The organism is Arsenicicoccus sp. UBA7492 (assembly GCF_002479615.1).
Lineage (GTDB): Bacteria > Actinomycetota > Actinomycetes > Actinomycetales > Dermatophilaceae > Arsenicicoccus > Arsenicicoccus bolidensis.
The window spans coordinates 1-23906 of record NZ_DLOE01000062.1 but is presented as its reverse complement, the minus strand read 5'-3'; the positions used below and the strand labels follow the sequence as shown (position 1 = coordinate 23906).

Genomic DNA, 23906 nt, shown 5'->3' with positions numbered 1-23906 from the left:
CGGCTGTCATCCAGGCTCCACCGACTGGTCAGTTCCCGACGGCCTCGTGCGTCGGGAACTGACCGGTCGGCGGGGGTGGGGTGTCGGGAACTGACCGGTCGGCGTGGGGGTCAGGCGTCGTTGTCGTTGCCGTCGTCGTTGTGGTGGTCGAGGAGGGCGGGGTCGCGGGCGACGCGGACCAGGGCGGCGGCGAGGTGGGCGAGGTCGTCGCCGTCGACCAGGCTCGAGAGCTGCTCGGGGTCGTCGGGCAGCCCCGCCGCGCGGGCGCCCTCGAGGGCCAGCCTGTCGAGGGAGGGGCGCACCTGGGGCCACACCGCCTGCACCTCGCGCAGGAAGATGGATGCGCCCGCCGGGCCGATCCCGTCGAAGGTCTGCAGGGACTTCGCGATGCGGCGCGGGTCGCCGTCGGCCTCGTCGCGCAGCCGGCGCAGGTCACCACCCCACCGGTCGAGCAGCAGCGCGGCGGCGTCGTCGAGCCGGGTGGCGGTGCTCTCGTCATACCGGCGATAGCCCCCGCGTCCGAGGACGTTCACGCGGTGCTGCCAGGTGCTCTCGCGCAGGTGCTCCGCGGTCCGCCACCCCTCGGCGAACAGCTCGCGCGCCGTGGCGACCGCGATGTCGGAGCGGATGCGCGTCGACAGCAGGAGGCTCAGAACAAGCAGCTGCCACAGGGGAGCGGGCTTGTCCTGCAAGGAGATTCCCGCGTCCGAGGCAAGGTGGTCCCGTGCCGCTCGAGCAGCCGACGTGCGGTCTTCGCCTGCGTGCTTCTGCCCTTGGTCATGCGGGTCGCCTACCCCGGGCGGGTTTCGTCCATGCAGGGCCGAGGTGCGGGCGGTTGCGCCATACGCAACTTGGGGGTTGCGCATCGATGAGGCAAGTGCAATGCTGGAGTTGCACATCATTCACCGACACGAAAGAGTGATGACCATCACCACTGACCGCATCGAGCGCGAGACCCTCATCGCCGCACCGCAGGACCGTGTCTGGGCCATGGTCGCCCAGCCCGGCTGGTGGGTCGCCGACGAGGGCTCGCTGACCGACGAGGTCGCCGAGGAGGGACGTTCCGTCCTCGCCAAGAACAGCGCGTACGGCGAGTTCCCCGTGCGCGTCGAGAAGGTCGACCCCACGTCCTACCTCGCCTATCGCTGGGCCAGCGCCTTCCCGGGCGTGGAGCTCCGCGACGACAACAGCACCCTCGTGGAGTTCACGCTGACCCCCGAGGGGGACGGGACCCGGCTGCGCGTCGTCGAGAGCGGCTTCGGCTCGCTCGCCGGCGCCACCGAGCAGATCGACCAGGCCCAGCAGCAGAATGCCGACGGCTGGATCGAGGTCCTGGACGGCTTCCGTTCGCGCGTCGAGAAGGCCGCCGCGTGACCGAGCAGGCACCGCTCGACGACGGTGGGGCGGACAGCGTGCTCGTCGCGCTGGCCGACCCCACCCGCCGCCGACTGCTCGACCTGGTGGGCTCGCTCGGCGAAGCCACCGCGACCACCCTCGCCGCGCAGGTCTCCGTGACCCGCCAGGCCGTGGTCAAGCACCTCACCGTCCTCGACCAGGCCGGCCTGGTGACCGGTCGGCGCGTCGGCCGAGAGGTGCGCTACTCCGTGCGCCCCGAGACGCTCGACGCCACCGCCAGCCGGCTCGCGGCCCTCGCCTCCGACTGGGACACGCGCCTGGCCAGGCTCAAGGAGCAGGCCGAGGCCCGCTAGGCCCTCTGCACCCTTCCGCACCCGGCGATCCCTCATGGGTCGTCCGGCGCCTTCGCCGACCCTCGGGCCGGACCCGTCCACCACTCGCGTGGGCCACCCACTCCTGCCCTAGGACGCCCCATGTCTGCCCCAGCACGCCCTCATGCCTTCACCCGCCGCCAGTCGCTCGTCCTGCTCGTCCTGCTGGGCGCGGGATTCCTGCTCGCGCTCGACTTCTCCATCCTCAACGTGGCCCTGCCCGAGATCGGCGCCGGCGTCGGTCTGAGCAACGCCGACCTGCCCTGGATCGCCGCCGCCTACGCACTTCCGGCCGCCGGCTTCACCCTGCTCTTCGGCCGGCTCGCAGACCTGCTCGGCCGACGCCGGGTGTTCCTCGGCGGCATGGTCCTGCTGATCTGCGCCTCCGCCCTCGGTGGCCTCGCGACCACCCCGGAGGTCCTGCTCACGGCCCGCGTGCTCCAGGGGCGCGCCGCCGCCATGTCCACCCCCGCAGCGTTGTCGCTGCTCACCACCGAGTTCGACGAGGGCGCGGCCCGCGACCGCGTGCTCGGCTTCAACGGCGCCATCCTCTCCGGCGGCTTCACCGTCGGCGCCCTGGTCGGGGGTGCGCTGGTGAGCCTGATCAGCTGGCGCGCGGCGTTCCTCATCAACCTGCCCGTGGCACTCGCCATCCTCGTCCCCACGCCCGGTCTCGTGGCCCCGTCGCGGGTGCCGCACCGCCCGTGCTGGACGTGCCCGGAGCGCTGACCGTCACCGGCGGGCTGCTCGCCGGCGTCTACGCGATCATCGAGCAGGACTGGCGCTGGGGCCTGGCCGGCATCCTGCTGCTCGCGGCGTTCGTCGTCGTCGAGCTGCGCGCCACCGCCCCGCTCGTGCCGCTGCGGATCCTGCGCCGGCCCACCGTGCGGTGGGGCAACGGCGCCGGTCTGGTCATCTTCTCCATGGAGACGGCCGCGATCTTCCTCATGACGATCTACGTCCAGCAGTCGATCGGGCTGTCCCCGGTCATCACGGGCCTGGTCTTCGGCATACCGGGCCTGGCCGCGGTGAGCGCCGGCATCCTCGCCGGCCGCTTGCTCGGCGCGTTCGGCACCCGTCGCGTCCCCGTCACCGGGATGGTCGTGCAGGGGGTCGCCACCCTGCCCCTGGCCTTCGTCGGAACCGACCGCACGGCCCTCCTCGTCATCGTCCCCGCGCTCCTCGTGGGCTTCTTCGGGCACGTGACGGCGATCGTCGCCTACACCGTCGCCGGCACCTCCGGGCTTCCCGACGACCAGCAGGGTCTGGCCACCGGCCTCACCTCCATGACCCAGCAGGTGGCGATCACGGTGGGCATCCCGATCCTCGGCTCCCTCGCCGCCACCCAGGCGACCTCGCAGTCGGCCCTGCGGCTGGCGCTCGTCATCGACGCCGCCGTCGTCGTGGTCGGCGCCGGCCTGGTCTGGCACGGGCTGCGACCCCGCACGCTCACCACGAACGGCCCGTCTGCCCCGGCCCGGCCCGCCGACCCCTACGTGCACGTCTCGACCGAAGGACAGTCATGAACAACATCAGCCTGTGGATCATCACCTCGTTCCTCGCGACCGGTCTGGTCGTCGACGGTCACCGGCGGCTCGGCAGCTCGCCCGTCGCCTACGCAGCGCTGGCCCGTGCGTCGGGCGGTGCTGCGGGTGCTGCCTCGGGCGGTGCCGCGGGTGCTGCCTCGGGCAGCCTGGGCGCTCGGTCTCTCTCCCACGGTGCCTACCGCAACGTCGGTGCCCTCCAGCTGGTCGCCGCCGTCGGCCTGATGGTCCCCGGCCTGCTCCGCACCGCCACCCTGCTCGTGCCCCTGTCCGCCTGCGGCGTCATCGCGCTGCTCCTGTGGTCCACCGACGTCCGCGACCTCGGCGGCGATCACCGCCGGGGCGTCAGCGTCGTGGTCGCGATCGCCGCGGCGGCCTTCGTGGCCTACGGACGGTTCGGGACCTGGGCCCTGTGAGGCGTCGTCGACGGGCAGGTCCTCGCCAGGTCCTCGGGCCCGGTGGCGGGCGAGGGGGTCGTGACTACAGTTGAGGGATGGGCGAGTTCACGTGGGGTGACCTCTTCGGCAGCCTGGCCCTCCTCGGGTCGCTGCTCGGGTGGCTGCTGAGCCGCCGCTCGGCCAAGGCGGCGTCCCTCGCCGCCGCCCGAGCGGAGGAGCGCGCCGAGCGGTCGGCCGACTCCGCCGAGCGATCCGCCCTCGCGCAGGAGCGGCTGTCGCGCCTCTTCGAGACCTACCTGAACCATCAGGACCGCCTCGGGGTCGGGGCCGCGCAGCCAGGGCCCAGGCGCCGGGCGATCCTCGGGGGAGCACCGCGACCTCGAGGCGCCCGCTGGACGCTGGACCGCGACCCCGGGGGTCGGGCGACGCTCACCAACCTCGGTGACACCGCCCGCCACGTGCGCCTGCGCGGCGAGGCGACGTCGACCTTCGAGGCGCCGGAGCCCCTGGACGTGCTCGGCCAGGGCGAGAGCGCGACCGTCGTCGCGGTCGGGGACTGGCAGGCCGGGACGCCCACCCTCGTGGTCACCTGGGAGGACGAGGACGGGGATCAGCAGGTATGGCGCCGCGTCCTGCCATGACGCCGGCTGCGGCATACGGCGCTCAGCTGAGGATGTCCTTGCGCCGGAACCACCAGTAGGACAGCGCGATCGTGACCACGCCGTAGATCAGCGACCACAACGCGCTGAGCTGGATGTCGGTCCAGCCGATGTCGGGGGACAGGGCGCGGACCCAGGCGCGGGAGTAGTGCATCGGCAGGGCGTGGCGCAGGTCGCCGAGCTGCTCGATGGTGTCCAGGATCGACGCGACGATCGTCACGAGCACCGCGCCGCCGACGGCGCCGAGCGGTGCGTCGTTGAGGGTGCCGATGAGCAGGGCGATGCCGATGACCTGGACCAGGTTGATCGCCACGACGGCGGCAGCCAGCGCGAGGCGTGGCAGGAACTCCGCCCACTCCAGGCTCGTGCCGACGGGGCTCGAGTAGGACGTCCACCCGTAGGCGACCCCGCCGACCAGCAGCGCCCACACGGGCAGCAGGAACGCCGCCAGGACGGTCGACCCCAGGGCGACGACGAGCTTGCTGGTCAGCAGCCGCGCACGACTGACCGGCGCGACGAGCAGGTAGCGCAGGGAGGACCAGGACGCCTCGGACGGCACGGCGTCCCCGGCGAACAGCGCCGCGAGGATGACGAGCAGGAAGTCGCTGGACGCGAACAGGCAGAAGACCGCGAAGTTGGCGCCGCCCTCACGCGCCAGGTCGACGAATCGGCCGCCGCCCGAGCCGTCGTCGCCGAGGGAGAAGGCGCCGACCAGGATGAGCGGGAGCGCCAGCAGCAGGCCGAACCCCCACGCAGTGCGGCGCCGCCCGATCTGCCGGCCCAGCTCGACGCGCCACCGCAGCGGCTTGGCGCGACGGGCGCCGTCGGACCTCCGCTGCTCGCCCCCGCGCTCGGTGCCGTCGGTGCCGTCGGTGCCGTCGGTGCGATCGGTGCGCGGCGTGCGCGCGGTGCTGGGGGTCATCGGGCACGCACCTGGCGCAGGCTGTCCATCCGAGTCCTTCCGTCAGGATCATCGAGATCGTCGGCGCGGTCGGGACCGTCGTCGCCGCCGCCGGTGGCGGGACCGTCGCCACCGATCACGCCGAGGAAGACCTCCTCGAGCCGGCGCCGCGGCACGACGGAGTCGACGTCGCCGCCCGCCTGGACGACGGCAGAGACGATGGCCCCCCGGCTCGCGTCGCTGACGAGGGTGAGCGTGCGCGCGTGGCGGTCGAGGCTCAGCTCGTGCAGCGACGGGCCGAGCGGCCCGGTGCGCAGGGCGTGCTCCACCGCGGCGGGGTCGCAGTCCGGGCCGAGGGTGACCACGGTCGTGCCGTCCCCGCTGGTCAGGTCGGCGACCGAGCCGGAGGTGATGACGCGGCCGCGGTTCATGACGACGACGTGCGTGCAGGTCTGCTCGACCTCCGAGAGCAGGTGGCTCGACACGACGACGGTGCGACCCGTGCTCGCGTAGTCCCGCAGGATCGGCCGCATCGCGGCGATCTGGGGCGGGTCCAGGCCGTTGGTCGGCTCGTCGAGGAGCAGCACCTCGGGGCGGCCGAGCATGGCCTGCGCGATGCCGAGCCGCTGGCGCATGCCCTGGCTGTAGGTGCGGACGGGTCGGTCCACCGCACCCCCGAGCGCGGCGACCTCCAGCGCCTCGTCGACGTGGGCGTCGGCGGGGTCACGGCCGGTCGCCCGCCAGTAGGCGTCGAGGTTCTGCCGACCCGTCAGGTGCGGCAGGAACCCGGGCCCCTCGATGAGCGCCCCGACCCGGCCCAGCACGGGGGAGCCCGCGTGCACGGGCTGCCCGAGCACGTGCACCGCCCCCGAGTCAGCCCGGATGAGACCGACGAGCATGCGCATCGTGGTCGTCTTGCCCGCGCCGTTGGGCCCGAGCAGCCCGACGACCTGACCGGCCTCGGCCCGCCAGGACACGTCGTCGACGGCCCGGTGCCCGTCCTTGTAGGTCTTGACCAGGTGCTCCACGACCAGCGGCACCTCGGCGTCCTCGGCCCGCGTGTCCCGGCGGTCCCCACGTCGGCGGCGCCAGACGGCGATGCCGGCCAGGGCCGAGATGGCGAGCAGGAGAGCGGCGAGTCCGGCTGCGGCCCAGACGACCTCGCGGTCCACCGACCGTATGCCGTCCCCGCCGGCCTGCGGATCGGTGACGGCCTGGGCCGGGACCGAGGGCAGGACGAGGCTGCTGTCGGCGAGGCTCACCGCGTAGGCGCGGGCGTCCGTGGGCACCGCGAACCCGGCGTCGGTGGCGGACACGAGCACCCGCCACCGCGAGCCCTGAGCCATCGCATAGGTCCCGGCCGGCAGCGGGACGTCGACGTCGACCGGGGTGCCGGGCGTCGTGGTGATGCGGACGGGGACGACCTGGCTCCGGGGCGACACGGGACCGGACGGGGTGACGCGCCACAGCGAGACGAACAGCGTTGCGTCCCGCGCGGTGGAGGTCACGCGCAGGCGGACGCGCGGCGCGCCGACGACATCGACCCGGTCCTCGAGCGGGACGGTGTCGAAGGCCGCGTGCTGTCCCGGCAGGGCGGCGATCGAATACCCCGCGGCCGCAGCGAGATCCAGCCCACCGTTACCGCTCGAGCCGCCGGAACCCCCGGATCCACCGGACCCGTTCGAGCCGCCGCTGCCTGAGCCGCCGCTGCTGCCCGAACCGCCAGTCGTCCCACCGCTGCCCGAGCTCGCGTTGCCGTCCGAGCCCCCTGAGCCGCCATCGCTCTCGGCGCCCCCTGAGGCGCTGCCGCCGGACGTGCCGGCCCCGAGCGCCCCGCCGAGAGCGCCGAGGTTGCTCATGGCGGCGGGGTCGCCTCCGGGTGGTGAGAGCAGGCGCACCGGGCGCGCGGGGGAGCTGTTCGACCCGGTCCCGTTGCCCGGGGCCTGTCCGGTGGCCGGCGCCAGCGTCACGCGGGTCGCGTCGGCCGGAGCCTGGTCGAGGCGCGGCGGCCTCGTGAGCGTGACCTCGCGCTCGCCGCCCTGGGCGGCCAGGGGAGCGCTGAAGGCGGGGAGCGGCATACCGGCCCGAGGGTCTGCTCCGGCCTGCTGGCGTCCCTGGTCGGTGAGGTAGCGCTGGAACCACGGCAGCAGGGTCGTGGCGTCGCTCGGCTCGGCGCCGCCGTCGTGGCCCCCGTCGAACCAGCGGACCGCGACGGGGGTGCCGTTCGCGGCGAGCTGCTGCGCGGTCTCGTCCGCCTCGCCGAGCCCCACGAACGAGTCGCGCATCCCCTGCACCAGCAGCGTCGGGGCGGTGACCTTGCCGGACACGGCGACCGGGCCGTGGCGACGCAGGACCTGCTCGAGAGCGGGCGAGGGCCGGCCTGTCGTGGCTGCGTCCAGGAACAGGCGGCAGATGGTCGGGTCGAAGCGACCGCACAAGGCGGCGTCCGGTCCGAGCGGGGCGTTCGTGGCGCCCGTCGGCCGGGCCTGCCCGATCGCGGACGAGAAGAAGATCGAGGCCCAGCGACGCTTGAGCACGCCTGGCGCCGAGCCCACCCCGCCCGGGACGAAGGTCTCGGACAGGTCGTTCCAGGTGATGCCGGCGACGACGGCGTCGACGCGCCGGTCGGTGCCGGCGAGCATGACGCCGAGCGCGCCGCCGTAGGATCCGCCGGCCACGCCCACGCGGGGGTCCTTGGCGGCGTCGAGCTGCACGTCGGCCCGGCCCGCGAGGGTGTCGAGCAGCCGTGACGCGTCGGCGATCTCGTAGTCGGGGTCGTCCAGGTGGATGCGGCCGCCCGAGGCGCCGAAGCCCCGTGCGGTGTAGGCGAGGGCGACGTAGCCCTGGCCGGCCAGCTCACGGGCTCGCTCCATGAGGTCGGCCTTGCTGCCACCGAAACCGTGCGCGAGCACCACCGCCGGGTGTCGTCCGGTCGAGGTCGGCGCGACGACCGCGGCGTCGAGGGTCACCGTGGATCCGTCCGGCTCCGCCTTGACGGGGACGTGCAGCGCCTCCTCACGGACCTCGGCGGAGACGCGCTGCACCGGCACCGACAGCGACGCCGACACCGGCACCGACGCAGAGGCCGGCACCGAGATCGCAGGGGTCATCGCCAGGGCAGTGGTGAGCACCGCCATCGCGGCCAGCCTGCGTCTCATCGTCACCTTTCGAGAGGCGGAGCAGGGTCGGTGGTGCAGGTCGTCGGGCTCGTCGCTCGGGACGTCCCGCGCGTCACGAGACACCCAGTGTCCTACGCGGCACGTCCACGAACCCGCCTTGTCCGCTCAGGCCACCGTCGACGCCAAGGCCTCGAGGTCTGCCCGTATCCGTGCGATCACGGCGATGGGGTCCGCGGACTCCGACCGCACCTCTTTCATGAGCAGATCGCGCGCGAGGGTCGAGGCGGGCACTCCACGTGCCGCGGCCATGGTGAGGAGGGCCTCCAGCTCGTCTGCGTTGAGGCGCACCTGCAGCGTCCTGGATCGACCGTGGCCGCGCCGCGTCGTGGTGCCAGGACCCAGCTCGGCATCTGGGTGCGCCTCCGACGCCTCGGCTTCGGCGGTGATGAGGTCGTCAATCTTCATCGACCTCCTCCTCTCGGTATCGACGCTGGTCCGTCCCGTTCGATGGCCACGCGTTCACGCCCCAGGTGACCTCACCGTCTGGCAGCAGGATGACGGTGATCAGCATCTCGCGGTTGGAAGACCATCCAACTATGCGGATCGTCCGGCCTGATTGGGACGAGGGGTCGGGGTCGAGGACAAGGCGGTTGGGGTCGTTGACCGCCTCGTTGGCGAGCGCGGGCGTCAAGCCGTGCTTGGCGATGTAGCTGCCGCGATGGCGCCAGTCAGGCGGGCCGTCCGTAGCCCCATTGTAGTGCACGCGCAGTACACTCGGCCACCCCTGTCAGACGATGCCGGACGCATCACGATCAGGCGGTCTCGTCGCGGCGGGGGAGCGTCGCGCGGCGGGGTGGTGCCAGGTCGAGCTCGGGCCGTTGGACGTCCTCGTCGAGCGCGTCGAGCAGCTCGGCCGACGTCAGAGGCCGGGCCGCCGTCTCGACGACGTCGACGGTGGGTGGGGCCGCCGACACCAGCTCCAGCTCGTGCATGCGCCTTGCCGTCACGAGGACGCGTGACTCGAGCGTGCCCACCATCGCGTTGTAGGCCTCGACCGAGCGCGACAGCTGGGCCCCGAGCCGGGTGGTGTGGCCGGCCAGGGTGCCGATGCGGGAGTACAGCTCCTTGCCGAGCGCGAGCAGTTGGGCGGCGTTGGTCGCGAGGGCGTCCTGCTGCCAGGTGAACGCGACCGTGCGGAGGAGCGCGAGCAGCGTCGCCGGCGAGGCGAGCACGACGTGCCGGGCGAGGGCGTCGTCATACAGCGTCGGGTCGTGCGCGAGACCGGCCGCCAGCACGGCGTCGGACGGCACGAAGCACACGACCATCTCGGGCGTGGTGGGGAAGGCGGTCCAGTAGGCCTTGGCGGCGAGCGTGTCGACGTGCCCCCGCAGGGCCCCGGCGTGGGCCCGCAGGTGAGCGGCGCGCTGGGTCTCGTCGAGGCCCTCGGCCTGCGCGGCGAGGAACCGCGTCAGGGGCGCCTTGGCGTCGATGACCAGCACCTTGCCGCCGGGGAGCCGGACGACCGCGTCGGGACGCACGGCCGCGTCGTGCTCGCTCACCGCGCTCACCTGCTCGTCGAAGTCGCAGCGCGCCAGCAGGCCGGCGTGCTCGAGCAGGCGCCGCAGCTGCGCCTCGCCCCATGCTCCGCGCACGCTGCTGGACTGCAGCGAACCCGCGAGGGACGCCGTCTGGTCGCGCAGGGCCGCGGTCGTCGCGGTGACCTCCTCCAGACGGCTGCCGAGGGCGCCATACTGCTGCTGCCTGTCGCGCTCGAGGGTCCCGACCGTCCGCTCCATGCGGGAGAGGGCCTCGCGCATCGGCCCCAGCGTCGCCGAGGTCTGCGAGTCCTCCGCGACCGTCGTCTCCAGGTCGAGGCAGCGCTCGCGCAGCAGGTCGCGCTCCGCCGTCACGCCGGCGAGCACGGTGCGATCAGCCACGCCGGACCCCCGCAGCGCCAGCCAGGTGACCAGCGTGCCGAGGGCGATCCCGACGAGGAGCCCGATGACCAGGTTCACGTCCATGGCTGCAGCCAAGCACCCACCACCGACATACCCCTGCCGCCCCGCCGCCGCCACTGCCCGAAGCCGCGGCGACCAGGAGTGACGGCGCGAGCCACTAGACTCGCCTCCCGTGGCTCTTACTATCGGGATCGTCGGTCTGCCCAACGTCGGCAAGTCGACCATGTTCAACGCCCTGACCAAGAACAACGTGCTCGCCGCGAACTACCCCTTCGCGACCATCGAGCCCAACGTGGGCGTGGTCCCGCTGCCGGACCCCCGGCTCAAGGTGCTCGCGGGGGTGTTCGGCTCGGAGCGGATCCTGCCGGCCACCGTGTCCTTCGTCGACATCGCCGGCATCGTGCGCGGCGCGTCCGAGGGTGAGGGTCTGGGCAACAAGTTCCTCGCCAACATCCGCGAGTCCGACGCGATCTGCCAGGTCATCCGCGCGTTCAACGACGACGACGTCGTGCACGTCGACGGCAAGGTCTCGCCCGCCAGCGACATCGAGACCATCAACACCGAGCTGATCCTGGCCGACCTGCAGACTCTGGAGCGGGCGATCCCGCGCCTGGAGAAGGAAGTCAAGGGCAAGAAAACGGACAAGGCGATCCTCGACAACGCCCTGGCCGCGCAGAAGGTCCTCGAGGCAGGCGACACCCTCTTCGCCCGCGGCGAGGCCGCCGGCGTCGACTTGGCCGCGATCAAGGAGCTGTTCCTGCTCACGACCAAGCCCTTCCTCTACGTCTTCAACGTCGACGAGGACCAGCTGACCGACACCGAGCTGCAGTCGTCGCTGCAGGAGCTCGTGGCCCCCGCCGACGCGATCTTCCTCAACGCCAAGCTCGAGATGGATCTCGCCGAGCTCGACGAGGAGGAGGCGGCCGAGCTGCTGGAGTCCGTCGGTGTCACGGAGGCGGGCCTGGAGCAGCTGGCGCACAAGGGATTTCACACGCTCGGGCTGCAGACCTACCTCACGGCCGGGCCCAAGGAGTCGCGGGCCTGGACGATCCGCACGGGCTGGACCGCCCCGCAGGCCGCCGGCGTCATCCATACGGACTTCGAGCGCGGCTTCATCAAGGCCGAGGTCGTGTCGTATGACGACCTGGTCGCCACGGGGTCGATGCAGAAGGCCAAGGAAGCCGGCAAGGTGCGCATCGAGGGCAAGGACTACGTCATGAACGACGGCGACGTCGTGGAGTTCCGTAGCGGACTAACCTCTGGTGGGAAGAAATGACTGCCGAGCTAGTAGCTGCCCTTGCAGGTGCCGTCGTTGGTGCCATCTTGACGGGTACGCTCAGTTACTTGCAGAGTCGCTGGTCGCGTGTGTCGCAAACTCGGGCCGAGCGCGATCGCCAGCGGGTAACTCTCGTGCGCGAGATCATGCGGTATCGACTTGACCAGGAGCGCCTGATGGGCCCTCTGAACGAGATTCCGTTGGTGTTCGGCGACGATGAACATGCACTTCGAATGTATCGAGAGATGCTCAACTCGACCAGCAGCGAGGACCGGACGCGCTCGCTCTCGGATCTCATAAATCGCCTTGCGTCGCTTGTAGATTTGCCGTCAAGCGTCCAAACCTCTGACATACAGCGAGGATTCCAATATGGCGGTTGACGCGTTGACATTGGTCTGTCGCTTGGTGGAGTTTCGAAGCGGGATAACTGTGGGGAGTAGGAAGTGAAGGCAGTCGATCTCGCCAAAGTGCGCGCTACGCTCTGGGCTGCTGCGGACGAGCTGCGCGCCAACTCCAAGCTCACCCCCGTCCAGTACCGCGACCCCGTCCTGGGGCTTGTCTTCCTCGCGTACGCGGAGAACCGCTTCGAGGCCGTGCGTGGGGTGGTCGAGTCGAAGGCCAGTGCTCGGAACCCGGCGACGGCCGCCGACTACAAGGCCAGATCGGTGCTCTACGTCCCCGACGAGTCACGGCTGTCCAGCCTGGTCGATCTTCCCGAGGGTGATGACGTCGGTAAAGCCGCCGACGATGCGATCAATGCCATCGAGGCAGCCAACCCGGAGCTGAAGGACATCCTGCCGCGCGGGTACCGGAAGCTCGAGCGCTCGACCTTGATCGAGCTGCTTCGACTCTTCGCGCCGTTGCCCACCCAGCTCTCGGGTGACGCCTTCGGATTCATCTACGAGGACTTCCTGTCCAACTTCGCCGCGCAGGAAGGGAAGGGCGGCGGCGAGTACTTCACCCCGTACTCCATCGTCCGGCTCATCGTCGAGATCCTCGAGCCCTTCCAGGGGCGCGTGTTCGACCCTGCCTGCGGGTCGGGCGGCATGTTTGTCCAGTGTGCGAAGTTCGTCGAGCGCCACAACGAGTCGGCCAGCCGTCAACTCTCGATTCTCGGTGTTGAAAAGACCGACGACACCGTCCCGCTGGCCAAGATGAACCTGGCATTGCACGGGTTGTCCGGGGACATCCGGCAGGCCAACAGCTACTACGAGGACCCGCACAGCGCCGTGGGTGCTTTCGACTACGTGATGGCCAACCCGCCCTTCAACGTAGACAAGATCAAGAAGGACCAGCTCGCCGGTGACAGGCGGTTCCCGTTCGGCCTGCCCAGGGCCGATAACGGCAACTTCCTGTGGATCCAGCAGTTCTACGCCGCGCTGTCCCCGACCGGCCGTGCCGGCTTCGTCATGGCGAACTCCGCAGGCGACGCGGGCCACTCTGAGAAGGAGATCCGCAAGCAACTGATCGAGTCCGGCACCGTGGACGTGATGGTCGCGATTAGTTCCAACTTCTTCTATACCGTTACCCTGCCGGTGACATTGTGGTTCCTTGACAAGGCCAAGGTCGGCACCCCGCGCGAGGACACCGTATTGTTCCTCGACGCTCGCCACATCTTCCGGCAGATCGACCGCGCTCACCGTGACTTCACAGCCGATCAGATCGAGTTCCTAGCCAATGTGGTGCGGCTCTACCGTGGCGAGGACGTCGAGACCAAGGAGGGTAGCGACTCCCTGCTCGCGGAGAACTTCCCCGACGACACGTACGTCGACGTCGCCGGCCTTTGCAAGGTCGCCACCCGGGCGGAGATCGAAGCACAAGGCTGGAGCCTGAACCCCGGCCGCTACACCGGCACCGCTGCAGTCGACGAGCGTGAAGTCGACTTCATAGGCGACCTTGCGGCGCTGTACGAGGAGTTCACGATGCTGAGCGACGAGGCCGACGTGCTCCGCGCGAAGGTTGATGCCGCGGTTCAAGGGATTCTTGGCGCATGAGCGAATGGAGAGAAGCAAGGCTGGGGGAAGTGTGTTCGCGCCTGCGTAGCGGAACCAATATCACGGCCAAGGACATCCATGAAGTCGGTGAAGTGCCGGTGTTTGGGGGTAACGGGATCCGGGGTTATACGTCGGAGCCCAACTTCTCAGGCGAGTGCGCGATTATCGGTCGTCAGGGTGCATATTGCGGGAACGTTAGGTACTTCAACGGCGCCGCGCGAATGTCGGAGCACGCCGTGGTAGCGGTCGCGGACGCTGGCAATAACACACGCTTTCTCGCATATCTGCTCTCGACCATGAACCTGGGCCGACTGTCTGGTCAAGCCGCCCAACCAGGGCTCTCTGTGAAAATCCTCGCTCAAGAGCCAGTACTAATGCCACCACTAGACCTGCAGGCGCGAGTCGCCTCGTTCGTTGGCTCGATTGATGACCTGATTGAGAACAAGCGGCGGCGGGTGGAGGTGCTGGAGGAGATGGCGCGGGCCATCTACCGTGAGTGGTTCGTGAAGTTCCGCTACCCTGGCCACGGAGACGTGCCCCTCGTTGACTCCGCCCTCGGCCCGATTCCTGAGGGTTGGGTCGCCGGGAAGGTCGGACAACTTTGCTTACGCGTTCAAGCCGGTGCGACCCCTCGACGATCAACACCCGAGTACTGGGCTGAGCCCTCGGTCGATTGGTACAAGACGGGCGACCTAACCGATGGTGTCTTGATTGGATCTTCCGAAAAGCTGTCGAATGCCGGGCTCAAAGCGGGCAGGACCTTCGAGCCCGAGACAATACTCATGGCGATCTATGGATCACCAACAGTAGGCCGCCTTGGCCTTCTGACCTCGCTGGCGAGCGCGAATCAGGCGGCGTTGGGCCTAGTTGCTAACCCTGAAGTGAGCACGACCGAGCATCTGTGGTTCACGCTTGAGATTCTACGCGAGCACCTTAATCAAATCGCTCAGGGAGCCGCCCAGCAGAATGTCAGCAAGGAGAAGGTCATTGGCTGCGACGCTATTATTCCTCCGCGCGAAGTTCTGGAAGACTTCACCCGGCGGGCCGCGCCTAGCTGGAGACTCTCACATGAACTCGCACGCCAGGCGGTTGTGCTCGAGTCTCTCCGCGATCACCTGCTGCCAAAGCTAGTGACCGGAGAGATCGACGTGTCAGCGCTGAATCTGGACGCGCTGCTCGCGGAGCAGGTGGCGTAATGACACCCACGGGTCCGGAGTACTGGTACGTCGAGAAGCCGAGCATCGAGCTGTTGACTCAGCTGGGCTGGACCGCGGTGGATGCCTTCCAGGAGATCCTGGGCCCCGAGGGCAGCCTCGGTCGTGATTCGCAACGCGATGTTGTGCTCACGCACCGTCTCCGGTCCGCGATGCGCAAGCTCAACGCCGAGCACGTACCCGACACGTCGATCAACGAGGCCGTCGAGGTGCTCACCAAGGACCGATCGGCCATGGACCGCGTCCGCGCCAACCATGAGGTACACGACCTGCTCCGTGACGGCTACCGGGCCGAGTGGGCCGATGACCGTGGTGAAAAGCAGATCGAGACCCTGCGCTATCTCGACCTGAGGGACTCGACCAACAACGATCTGCTGGCCGTGCAGCAGCTCTGGGTCAAGGGCAACCTACACAGCCGGCGGCTGGACCTGGCGCTGTTTATCAACGGGATCCCGTTGGTGCTGATGGAGTTCAAGGAGCCAAACGAGTCGGTCAAGACTGCTTACGACAACAACCTGACGGACTACCGCGACACCATCCCTCAGCTGTTCATCCCGAACTGCTTCGTGTTGCTCTCCAACGGGTCCGAGGCCAAGGTCGGCTCCACGTACTCGTCCTTCGAATTCTTCAACGACTGGAAGGTCATTGACGCCCACGGCACCCGCGGTGCGGTCGCACTGGAGACCGCGCTGCGCGGCACCTGCCACCCGGCGGTGCTGCTGGACCTGCTGGAAAACTTCGTTGCTTACATGGAGCGTCCCGGTGGCCTGATCAAGGTGATCGCTCGGTCCCACCAGTACCTCGGAGTCAACGCGGCGATCGAGAACCTGCACCGGGCGCGTGCTGAGCAGGACAAGCGCCTGGGAGTCTTCTGGCATACCCAGGGCTCGGGCAAGTCGCTGTCGATGCTGTGGTTCAGCCAGAAGGTGCTGCGACGTGTGCCGGGCAGGTGGACGTTTGTCATGGTCACCGACCGCACCGAGCTCGACACTCAGCTCCACGGGGAGTTCGCCGACGCCGGGGCGATCTCGCCCGAGGCCAGGGTGCACGCAGACTCCGTGGCGCACCTGCGTGAGCTGCTGGCGGCTGACCACCGGTACGTGTTCACGTTGATCCACAAGTTCCAGCCGTCGAAGGCGTTGGGGGAGCGGCAGATGCCGGTTCTCTCAACCCGTTCGGATGTCATCGTCATCACCGACGAGGCGCACCGAAGCCAGTACGACACACTCGCCCTGAACATGCGCACTGCGCTACCGAACGCCTCGATGATGGGCTTCACCGGCACACCGCTGATCGCCGGTGAGGAGCAGGCCACGCGCGAGCAGTTCGGTGACTACGTCAGCGTCTACAACTTCCGCGACGCGATCGAGGACGGCGCGACGGTCCCGTTGTACTACGAGAACCGCATTCCCGAGCTGCAGCTGGTCAACGAGAATTTCTCCGAGGAACTCAACGAACTCCTCGAGGAGGCCGAGCTCGACGAAGACGCCGAGGGCCAGCTCGCTCGGGCGTTCGGTACGCAATACACGCTGCTGACACGTCCTGAGCGCCTGAAGACGATCGCCAAGGACCTCGTGACCCACTTCGTCGGCCGGGGCTTCACCGGCAAGGCGATGTACGTCGGGCTCGACAAGGCCGCAGCCGTGCGGATGCATAACCTCGTCCGAGAAGCCTGGACCGAGCATCTGGCTGACCTGAAGGCGGAGCATGACGCGTTGCCAGAGCTCGAGCGTCCGTGGCTGGCATCGCGGATCGAGCTCATGGAGACCACCGACATGGCGGTCGTGGTCTCGCAGAGCCAGAACGAGCTGAAGATGCTTGACGAACAGGGCCTCGACATCCGACCGCATCGCGAGCGGATGATTCGCGAGGACCTGGCCGAGAAGTTTAAGGACGCCCAGGACCCGCTGCGGCTCGTGTTCGTCTGCGCGATGTGGATGACCGGCTTCGACGCGCCCAGTGTCTCGACGGTCTACCTCGACCGGCCGATGCGTAATCATACGTTGATGCAGACGATCGCCAGGGCCAACCGGGTCTTCCCGGAGAAGGACAACGGGTTGATCGTCGACTACGTCGGTGTCTTCCGGAACCTGGAGAAGGCGTTGGCGATCTACGGGGCCGCGAACGCCGGCGACTCACCGATCGAAATCATCGACGCCCTCGCCGCCGAGCTGGACGCTGCCGTGGCCGACCTGTTCGCCTTCTGCACCGGCGTCGGAGTCGACCTTGCTGCGATGCGCGACGCCGAAGGATTCGACCACGTCGCCAAGCGCGACGCAGCTGTCGAGGCGCTACTCGTCGACGAGGGCACACGCACCGACTTCCAGCAGAAGGCACGCCAGGTGCGGAAGCTCTTCAAGGCCCTCCTGCCCGACCCCAAGGCTGCTGCGCAGCAACGCAACGTCGCAGCGATCAGGGTGCTCGCCGAGCGCATCGCGGAGGTCACACGGCCGGCCGAGGCGGACCTCGGTTCGGTCACGGATGCGGTGGACGCACTGCTCGACCGCTCCGTAGGTGCCGAGGAATATGTCATCCGAGCCGCTGCCGAGGGGACCAAACCCGATCCGCTCATTGACCTGTCACAGATCGACTTCGAAGGTCTGTCGGCCAAGCTCGCCGGACGGGAACGAGCCGAGACCGACCGACTGGCGCAGCTGTTGCGCCAGCAGGCCATCGCATCGGCGACGCGGAACCCGACCCGATACGAACTTGTGGAGCGGATCGAACAGCTCATCAATGATTACAACGCGGGCAGTGTGAACATCGACGAGTACCTCCGCCGCCTCATCGAGCTGTCGAAGACTCTGACCCATGAGGAGGAGCGATCCGCTCGCGAGGATCTGACAGAGGAGGAGCTGGCGATCTTCGACCTGCTCACCCAACCCAATCCCGTCCTGACTGACGAGGAGCGTGAGACCGTCAAGGCCAGCGCCCAGAAGCTTCTCGTGCACCTCCACGAGAAGCTCGTCCAGGACTGGCGTCGCAAGGTCGACGTCATGAACGACGTCAACAGCACCATCCGCCAGGTCCTCGACCAGGGCTTGCCCGAGAAGCCCTACACGCTGGATATTTTTACCTCGAAGATGCGGCTGGTTTTTGATCACGTCCTTACCGCCTACGGTGACGACGGGCAGAGCGCCTACACGCCCAGAATCGACTTTCACTGGCCGGCACCATCCGTGGAATACGTTGGCCCCCTTGATGTGGACAAAATTGCTGATGACGTCGTCGCCCGCATTCATGATGACCCCGCCTTCGCTGCTCACGTCGCAGCGCAGTTGGGTGCCACCGACCCGAACCACTCATTGGGGTACCCGGGCACCTGAACGGTAGGTGTGCTGAAGTCGTGGACTCTGTCTCACAGACCTTTGTTATCCGAGACCATCGTGACCGTCAGCGCCCGGCTGTTCGAGTTCCTCGACTCTCGCGGCCAGTTCCGCCAAGATCTTTTCGCGGGTCCTGGTGTTCTTGGCCGGCTGCGCGGCGCGCTTCTGGGCCCGTAACGCCTCTACACGCTGGCGACTGGCCTTTCGCTCTGCCTCTGCCACCTCGGCCTCCTCTCGGTCTCGCCGGGCCTGTGCCTCCTTGGCGGCCTCGGCCTTGGCTTTCTTCTTCGCGTCGATGGCACGACGGAATCCGGGAACCGGCTCGGCCTCCACATCGGAGCCGCCGTCCTCATCATCGACAATCGACTCCCACGCCCAGGCCGCAATGGTCTCCCGACGGCACAGCAAGTCCTCCGCCTCCGCAGCCGCCAGCTTCTCCGAGCTATCCTCGACACTAATCGCGCCGACCTTGCCCGACCGCCCGACCTCCTCGGAGACGTAGAAGCCGTCAATAAGGCGTCGGACGCCGGCCAAGTGCAGTACCTCCCTCCGGAGCCAGCGGAATGTCTCGTCGGACACCGGCAGCCCTCCTAGCACCTCCAGAGCCGCGGCAAGGTGTCCGCGCCAAAGACGACGCAGCAACATTCCCGGCGTTACCGACCGAGCCTGCCGGAGCCTCTTCGTCTTCGCCAACAGTCGCTCGATGGCCTCGCCCTGACCCTGCGTGATGGCCCCTACGTCGATGCCGAGGTCCGCGAGGCGGATCGCCGAGAGCTCAGCGACGGCAGCCCTGATGCCCGACTCCGGGGCCGGCAGGTCGAGCCCGACTGTCGTGACACTGACGATGCCCGGGTTCGAGAGGTCGAGGCCAAGCGCGAGTTCCAAGTCCCGCCGGTCCTCTTCGGCGATTGGCGCCCGTGCCAGCATCGGGACGACGAGCCGCACGTACTCGAGGGCGTGATCCCTTGCCTGCTCTGCGGCAAAATCCCTATTCATGATTCATCCTTTCATCGTGGTCAGCCGCCGAATGACCGCTGATGCTCCTTGTTTCGGTCGAGGTGCCGCTGTCGCGCGGGGGTGAGTTTCCTGGACGACGCAGGCGGTCGAGGCCGTGGGACCGCGGCGAGCTGCGACAGCACCTCGTCCTCGTACTCGTCGATGGCCTCGGGGTGATTCTGCTCGATCCAAGATCCGAAGTCGGTGGCGATCATCCTCTCGCGGACACCCGCGACTAGGACCCGGGCTTTCTCCTCGGCGGACGCGAGGAACCGCTTCCCTCGCGTTTCGAGATCTCGCTTACGATCGGCGAGGTTGCGCTTCTCCGCGCTGAGATCAACAGCCCATCGGTCGAGTGAATCCTCATAATCGGCATTCTGCAGCTCGTGATCGCGTACCCTGTCGGCTGCCGCCGCGTACTCCGTGCTGCTCAAATGCTCCTTCGAGCGCCTAGAGACCTTGAACTCGACCTCATACCCGACGTCGGCCAATGCCTCTCGGTGCTCCTTGTGCTGGCGCTGGAGATCACCCGGGCCCTTGAAGAAGTCCTTCTGGCTCAGGCGTCCGTCCTTCGTCACCGGCGTGAACAGTAGTTGGAGCTGAGGGTTCGTCTCGTCCAAATGCACCGAGTAGCCCGGAAGGTTCTCGTGCCCGAACTCGCCGGCGGCCCATTCGAGCTGCGCGGCGACGTACCCCTCCGCCTCCGCATTCAGACCACTCTCGCGCCAGTCCGGGTTCCGCGCGGCGAACCACTTCGGATCGAGCTGCAAGATCATGGGGCGCATGACGACTGCATCATTCCGGAGCTTCCGCGTCACCGTCGCCAGCCTCGCGTCGAGGTAGTCACCGAGCTCGGCAGACGGCGGCCGGTCCTTCCCGTCGGCGTCCTGCGTGACGACCGGCTGACGCCAGCCTCCGTTGCAGTCGTTGACCATGGTGATGTTCATCGACGTTCGAGCCGGATCGATGTTCGGGTTCCGCTGCGCGAAGGAGAACCCGGCGGCCTGGTCTGCATCGCGGGCGATGTGCCGCTCGAAGTTCCTCGCGTGAGCACCTGCGCGCTTGACCTTATGGCTCGCGTCGAAGGTGGCAGTGTAGTTCATCGCGACCACCTTCGGTGATCGAATCGCAGACCGCATCGCCGGTCGACGATGCGCTCCGCGGTGCCTCCGGCGGCGCTCCCGCGGGGCCTTTCGTTCCGCAGGTCATCGCCCCTCCACACATGGGACCCTGCGCCCATCTGTGGAGCCTCTGCGACAACCTCCGGAACGAAAGGTGTAGCCCCATACACCTTTCCGCTCCGCTCCAAGGTTCCCTGGGCCCTCCGGGAGCCGCTGCGCGGGCAGGCAGCTCGATCCGACAGCGCCCCACTGGCACCCTGACGGATCGGCTGCGGCTGGCCGCCGAAGGTGCTCATGCCCCTCCTCCTTGCACAGCGCGACTCCGGACCGAGAGTGCCTCGATCACGTCATGGCGCTGTGCATGAGGGAGGTGGTAGAACCCAGCCTCACGGAGTGCCGCGATACTCCGACCCGTTGCCTCCATCTCGCGCTGCTGACGCTCCCGAAAGTGTTGACGGCGGACCTCCCCACCGTCGATCAGCTCGCCGATCGATTCTGCCTCGGCTGCGGCGTCGCGGCGGGCGATCTCGTCGCCGTTGATCACCTCGAACCCGGCGAGCAGTTCGCCGACGACATCCGCTCCAGCGCGGTCGGCGACCGGCTGGAGAGCGCGATGCTGGTCGATAATGGGGCGCAGGAGAACCTCACCTACCTGGAACGTTGCGGCCTCGCGCTCCTCGTCGCTCTCAATGGCATCGAGACCGCTACAAACGGCCTTCATACTGGCCCGCATCCGCGCGACCTTCTGGAAAGCAAGGAAGTCGTCGGTGTCGTCCACGAAGCCGCGGTTCACCAGCATTTCGATGCTGCTCGGCGTCACCTCGAACACCACCGGGAACCGGCCCCACGACTGATTGCGGTCCTCGGCCTTGTGCACGTTGCCGCTGGCATCGGTGTACTCTCCGGCGAGGCCGTCGAGGTACTCGGCGTACGGTGTCGTCTTGGCGATGATGTTGACTGCATGCACGAGTCGTACGGAACCGTACTTGATGTTCGCGTCGCTCGCGCTCGGGTGATCGTCGAATACTTGCCAGACTCCCTCACGGCTGCCGAGCGCCGCCAGCAGACCGGGCACGCTGTAGTCGTCCCAGATGATGACTGGCTGCCCCTTGTAGTTCTGGAGCGGGACGCGGGCATCCGTCGCTACGTGGTAACACTCATCGGCTTCGAGATCGGGGTAGAGCATCCGCGCAAAGAGCTTCGCGAGTTGCGTCTTGCCCGTGCGCCCCTTGCGTACGGCAGCAGCGGGCGAGCCAATGTAGTAGTTCGTCCGGTGCCGCGGCGCGGGCTGATGCAGCATGAAGTCCTGACGGAGCTTCTGGAGGTGCGCCAGATTGCCCTTCGCGAAGTAGATTGCCGGCTCCTGATCGCGGACCTGCTTCAACGTCAGCGTCCCCTGCCCCACGGCCTGGAAGAGCTTGCTCAGCTTTGCCCCACCACCGCCTTCGGCGGCGTTGTGCCGAGTTGCCATGTGGGCGTCCAGCGAAGCACTGAAGTCGAAGTTCGCCACGATCCGCCCGCGGCCGTACTGGAACTTGCCGGGCTTGCCCGGCTGCGACGTGTCCACGAGGTAGTGACGATCTGGATGGTGGATGCCGGCGAGGCCCGAGCTCCCTCGAGTCTCATGACACAGGTACTCGCACAGGTCGTAGAACGCCTTCTCCGCCGCACCGCGACCTGCGTTCTTCTCGATCTCGTCGACCTCGTTCGGCACGCGTACCCGCGGAGACGGCACCGACAGTGCATCGGAGACCATGCGGACCGTGGGGCGAGGCCCATCGGTGTCCTTGAACCACAGCACGATGTGCACGTGCAGCCCCTTGAGTCCGCAGCAGACCATCTCCGTCGTGCCCTCGTCGACCTCGACAAGACGATCGCTGTCATGCCAGATGTAGGCCCACCTGTAGAGACGATCGGTGAGCGCCGTAAGGCCTTCGTCCAGCTGTACCTGGGTGAAGATCACCTCGCCCGTGTCCGGGTGCCGGTGGTACTGCATCACGCTGAGCACCCGCGAGACCTTGCGAGCACGCTTCTTCTGACCAGGGCTCTCCGCGGCCTTTGCCCTGGTGAAGAACTCACGCGCCGCCGCGATTTCCTCCGGCGTCGAGACGACCACGCAGGGAGTCACGTCGTCGCTCTCATCGGCACCGGGGATCGACAGCTCCGACGCATCGGAAGGATACGGCGCCTCTGCATCCGTTTCTGAAACGGATGCGCGCGAACCCAAGGAGTCGCGCGCCTGCGATGCCTGTGTTTCCGCGGGCGTCGAGGGACGTGCGGCAGTCTGTGCATCCGTGCATCCATTCCCCCGACGATCGTCATCAGCCGGATGTGACGGCTTCGACGTCGACAGATCCTGGTCGTCCGCGACGGGGTGTGCTTCGTCGATGCTCACGCCGCAACACCACCCAGCAGAACAGCGAGCTTCTCACGGCGAGACTCGGTCAGCGGGGGAGCGGCAGCGACGATCCTGTCGATTGCCGCGACGGCTGCGCGGTCGAGACTGTGGCTTGGGCGAGCGTGGAGATTGTCAGTGCCATCAGGCTGAACGGAGGTGCCGTGAATGGCATGTTCGGCAGCTGTCGACGGCGAAATGGTAGCGGTGGTAGCAGGCAAGGCCCGCTCCTCTCGTGAGGAGTGAGCACCTGTACTTCTCGCAGGGCGCTACCACGCTTTGCTCCTGCCAGGGTCGATTCTGGCCGACCCAACCTCACCAGACGTGACCGTTGGGCTCATCATGCGCTGGTGATCGCACTCGCCTACGGCTTGGGAACCTCGTTCGACGGCGGGATCCCAACCCCGTAACCCCGTCGGGTGCATCCGACCTGACGGTCGAACGCATCCAATTCTACTGCCTTCGAAGGCTCAGCGCCACGATCTGGTGGGGTAGGTGCTGGTTAACGCCAGGCCACCTTCACCGACTCGGGATCGAATTTCTTCACCCCGCGGGGATGCGGCTGCAGTCTCACTTCGCACAAGACGTCGATGACGCTACGGCGCAAGCCGAGATCGGCGCGATCGAACGCCGCGCGAGGATCTTCGGCACCAAGCACTTGGCCGAGAGCTGATCCGCTGGACAGTGTGAGGCGCTCCGCATCGAGAGCGGCGATCTTCGCCTCGCGATCGGTTGTGATCTTGTTGAGCATCCGGGCGGTGATCCGCTCGTCTTCGTTATCGCTGTCGTAGTCGCGCTCGGCTCGGGCGATACGGGCCCGGTGGGTGCTGATCTCCTGCTTGATCTCCTGCAGTCGGTCGTCGTCCTCACTCGGCAGTAGGTCGCGAAGATCCGGAAGCGCGAGCCGACGCCGGACGATCTCGACGACGAAGGCATCGATCTGCTCGCGCGAGCGCATGACGTGCCCAGCACAGCGGTACCGCGTCGAATGCCCGCGGACCTTGTGCCCGCACACACCGCACAGGTAGAGGCCCGAACCGAGGTGCTTCCGATCTGTGCCCTTCTTGTTCGTCACGCGCGCCACGTCGTCGAGGCGGTCCTGCACGCTCTCCCATATGTCAGGGAGGACGATGGGGGTCCACTTACCACGGACCGGCTCGCCATCGTCATTATGGAGGATTTGGGCGCGCCAGGATCGACGCCGGTTGCCGTCTTTCAGCGTCTCTTTCGGTGTGTAGGTCGAGTAGCCCGCGTAACGGGCTCTTCCGACTTGAGCGT

20 protein-coding genes are annotated in these 23906 nt (G+C 68.0%); 10 read left to right on the top strand and 10 right to left on the bottom strand.

All coding sequences use genetic code 11. The features are described from left to right. Positions 1 to 110 precede the first annotated feature (110 nt). Complete coding sequence (locus B4E97_RS18345; RefSeq protein ID WP_286961130.1) at positions 111 to 692, bottom strand: endonuclease; 582 nt, start codon at positions 690 to 692, stop codon at positions 111 to 113. Between the two features lie 229 nt (positions 693 to 921). Between B4E97_RS18345 and B4E97_RS18340 the strand changes: the two genes are divergently transcribed. From B4E97_RS18340 to B4E97_RS18315, 6 genes are all read left to right on the top strand, one after another. Further along, the gene (locus B4E97_RS18340; RefSeq protein WP_239265415.1) at positions 922 to 1374 is read left to right on the top strand and encodes an SRPBCC domain-containing protein; all 453 of its coding nucleotides are present in this window, start codon (positions 922 to 924) and stop codon (positions 1372 to 1374) included. Then, complete coding sequence (locus B4E97_RS18335) at positions 1371 to 1709, top strand: ArsR/SmtB family transcription factor (RefSeq protein WP_019286243.1); 339 nt, start codon at positions 1371 to 1373, stop codon at positions 1707 to 1709. Before B4E97_RS18340 ends, B4E97_RS18335 begins: the two co-directional genes overlap by 4 nt. 120 nt (positions 1710 to 1829) lie before the next feature. Then, entirely contained in the window at positions 1830 to 2456 is a 627-nt protein-coding gene (locus B4E97_RS18330; protein WP_286961128.1) for an MFS transporter, read from the top strand. Next, positions 2432 to 3253: an MFS transporter gene (locus B4E97_RS18325; RefSeq protein ID WP_286961127.1), complete on the top strand. Its 822-nt coding sequence runs from the start codon at positions 2432 to 2434 to the stop codon at positions 3251 to 3253. Before B4E97_RS18330 ends, B4E97_RS18325 begins: the two co-directional genes overlap by 25 nt. Next, positions 3250 to 3687, top strand: a complete 438-nt coding sequence (locus tag B4E97_RS18320) for a hypothetical protein (protein WP_286961125.1) — start codon at positions 3250 to 3252, stop codon at positions 3685 to 3687. Before B4E97_RS18325 ends, B4E97_RS18320 begins: the two co-directional genes overlap by 4 nt. Before the next feature lie 77 nt (positions 3688 to 3764). Next, entirely contained in the window at positions 3765 to 4310 is a 546-nt protein-coding gene (locus B4E97_RS18315) for a hypothetical protein (RefSeq protein ID WP_286957710.1), read from the top strand. 22 nt (positions 4311 to 4332) lie between these two features. Here the strand turns inward: B4E97_RS18315 and B4E97_RS18310 are convergent, their stop codons facing one another. From B4E97_RS18310 to B4E97_RS18290, 5 genes are all read right to left on the bottom strand, one after another. Further along, positions 4333 to 5250 (bottom strand): ABC transporter permease, encoded by a 918-nt coding sequence (locus B4E97_RS18310; RefSeq protein ID WP_286961123.1) that lies wholly within the window; start codon positions 5248 to 5250, stop codon positions 4333 to 4335. Then, the gene (locus B4E97_RS18305) at positions 5247 to 8387 is read right to left on the bottom strand and encodes an alpha/beta fold hydrolase (RefSeq protein WP_286961120.1); all 3141 of its coding nucleotides are present in this window, start codon (positions 8385 to 8387) and stop codon (positions 5247 to 5249) included. The genes B4E97_RS18310 and B4E97_RS18305 overlap by 4 nt, the downstream gene beginning before the upstream one ends. Before the next feature lie 126 nt (positions 8388 to 8513). After that, positions 8514 to 8813 carry a BrnA antitoxin family protein gene (locus B4E97_RS18300; RefSeq protein ID WP_239265427.1) on the bottom strand — a complete coding sequence of 100 codons (300 nt, stop codon included), beginning with the start codon at positions 8811 to 8813 and terminating at the stop codon, positions 8514 to 8516. Next, complete coding sequence (locus B4E97_RS18295; RefSeq protein WP_037214578.1) at positions 8803 to 9111, bottom strand: hypothetical protein; 309 nt, start codon at positions 9109 to 9111, stop codon at positions 8803 to 8805. Before B4E97_RS18295 ends, B4E97_RS18300 begins: the two co-directional genes overlap by 11 nt. 49 nt (positions 9112 to 9160) lie before the next feature. Next, positions 9161 to 10369, bottom strand: coding sequence for a DNA recombination protein RmuC (locus B4E97_RS18290; protein WP_239265429.1), 1209 nt, complete (start codon positions 10367 to 10369; stop codon positions 9161 to 9163). 109 nt (positions 10370 to 10478) lie between these two features. On the opposite strand from B4E97_RS18290, the gene ychF reads away from it, so the two are divergent. From ychF to B4E97_RS18270, 4 genes are all read left to right on the top strand, one after another. Next, complete coding sequence (ychF, locus tag B4E97_RS18285; RefSeq protein WP_286961115.1) at positions 10479 to 11582, top strand: redox-regulated ATPase YchF; 1104 nt, start codon at positions 10479 to 10481, stop codon at positions 11580 to 11582. Between the two features lie 443 nt (positions 11583 to 12025). Next, a complete protein-coding gene (locus tag B4E97_RS18280) occupies positions 12026 to 13576 on the top strand; it encodes a type I restriction-modification system subunit M (RefSeq protein WP_286961114.1) in 1551 nt (516 codons plus the stop codon). After that, positions 13573 to 14772 (top strand): restriction endonuclease subunit S, encoded by a 1200-nt coding sequence (locus B4E97_RS18275; RefSeq protein WP_286961113.1) that lies wholly within the window; start codon positions 13573 to 13575, stop codon positions 14770 to 14772. Before B4E97_RS18280 ends, B4E97_RS18275 begins: the two co-directional genes overlap by 4 nt. Beyond that, on the top strand, positions 14772 to 18116 hold the full coding sequence (locus B4E97_RS18270; protein WP_286961112.1) for a type I restriction endonuclease subunit R: 3345 nt from the start codon (positions 14772 to 14774) through the stop codon (positions 18114 to 18116). Before B4E97_RS18275 ends, B4E97_RS18270 begins: the two co-directional genes overlap by 1 nt. 45 nt (positions 18117 to 18161) lie before the next feature. Here the strand turns inward: B4E97_RS18270 and B4E97_RS18265 are convergent, their stop codons facing one another. The 4 genes from B4E97_RS18265 to B4E97_RS18250 form a co-directional block, all read right to left on the bottom strand. Further along, the gene (locus B4E97_RS18265) at positions 18162 to 19112 is read right to left on the bottom strand and encodes a hypothetical protein (RefSeq protein ID WP_286961111.1); all 951 of its coding nucleotides are present in this window, start codon (positions 19110 to 19112) and stop codon (positions 18162 to 18164) included. 20 nt (positions 19113 to 19132) lie between these two features. Then, the gene (locus tag B4E97_RS18260; protein WP_286961110.1) at positions 19133 to 20215 is read right to left on the bottom strand and encodes a plasmid recombination protein; all 1083 of its coding nucleotides are present in this window, start codon (positions 20213 to 20215) and stop codon (positions 19133 to 19135) included. Positions 20216 to 20525: 310 nt separating this feature from the next. Further along, positions 20526 to 22628 carry an RNA helicase gene (locus B4E97_RS18255; protein ID WP_286961109.1) on the bottom strand — a complete coding sequence of 701 codons (2103 nt, stop codon included), beginning with the start codon at positions 22626 to 22628 and terminating at the stop codon, positions 20526 to 20528. 502 nt (positions 22629 to 23130) lie between these two features. Further along, positions 23131 to 23906: zinc ribbon domain-containing protein (locus tag B4E97_RS18250; RefSeq protein WP_286961107.1), on the bottom strand; the 776-nt coding region annotated here is incomplete at its 5' end.

Coding starts and splice junctions, on each gene's coding strand:
- B4E97_RS18265 (WP_286961111.1), bottom strand. CDS start 19,112: ATGAATAGGGATTTTGCCGCAGAGCAGGCAAGGGATCACGCCCTCGAG.
- B4E97_RS18330 (WP_286961128.1), top strand. CDS start 1,830: ATGTCTGCCCCAGCACGCCCTCATGCCTTCACCCGCCGCCAGTCGCTC.
- B4E97_RS18315 (WP_286957710.1), top strand. CDS start 3,765: ATGGGCGAGTTCACGTGGGGTGACCTCTTCGGCAGCCTGGCCCTCCTC.
- B4E97_RS18290 (WP_239265429.1), bottom strand. CDS start 10,369: ATGGACGTGAACCTGGTCATCGGGCTCCTCGTCGGGATCGCCCTCGGC.
- B4E97_RS18275 (WP_286961113.1), top strand. CDS start 13,573: ATGAGCGAATGGAGAGAAGCAAGGCTGGGGGAAGTGTGTTCGCGCCTG.
- B4E97_RS18340 (WP_239265415.1), top strand. CDS start 922: ATGACCATCACCACTGACCGCATCGAGCGCGAGACCCTCATCGCCGCA.
- B4E97_RS18270 (WP_286961112.1), top strand. CDS start 14,772: ATGACACCCACGGGTCCGGAGTACTGGTACGTCGAGAAGCCGAGCATC.
- B4E97_RS18305 (WP_286961120.1), bottom strand. CDS start 8,387: ATGAGACGCAGGCTGGCCGCGATGGCGGTGCTCACCACTGCCCTGGCG.
- B4E97_RS18310 (WP_286961123.1), bottom strand. CDS start 5,250: ATGACCCCCAGCACCGCGCGCACGCCGCGCACCGATCGCACCGACGGC.
- B4E97_RS18320 (WP_286961125.1), top strand. CDS start 3,250: ATGAACAACATCAGCCTGTGGATCATCACCTCGTTCCTCGCGACCGGT.
- B4E97_RS18260 (WP_286961110.1), bottom strand. CDS start 20,215: ATGAACTACACTGCCACCTTCGACGCGAGCCATAAGGTCAAGCGCGCA.
- B4E97_RS18300 (WP_239265427.1), bottom strand. CDS start 8,813: ATGAAGATTGACGACCTCATCACCGCCGAAGCCGAGGCGTCGGAGGCG.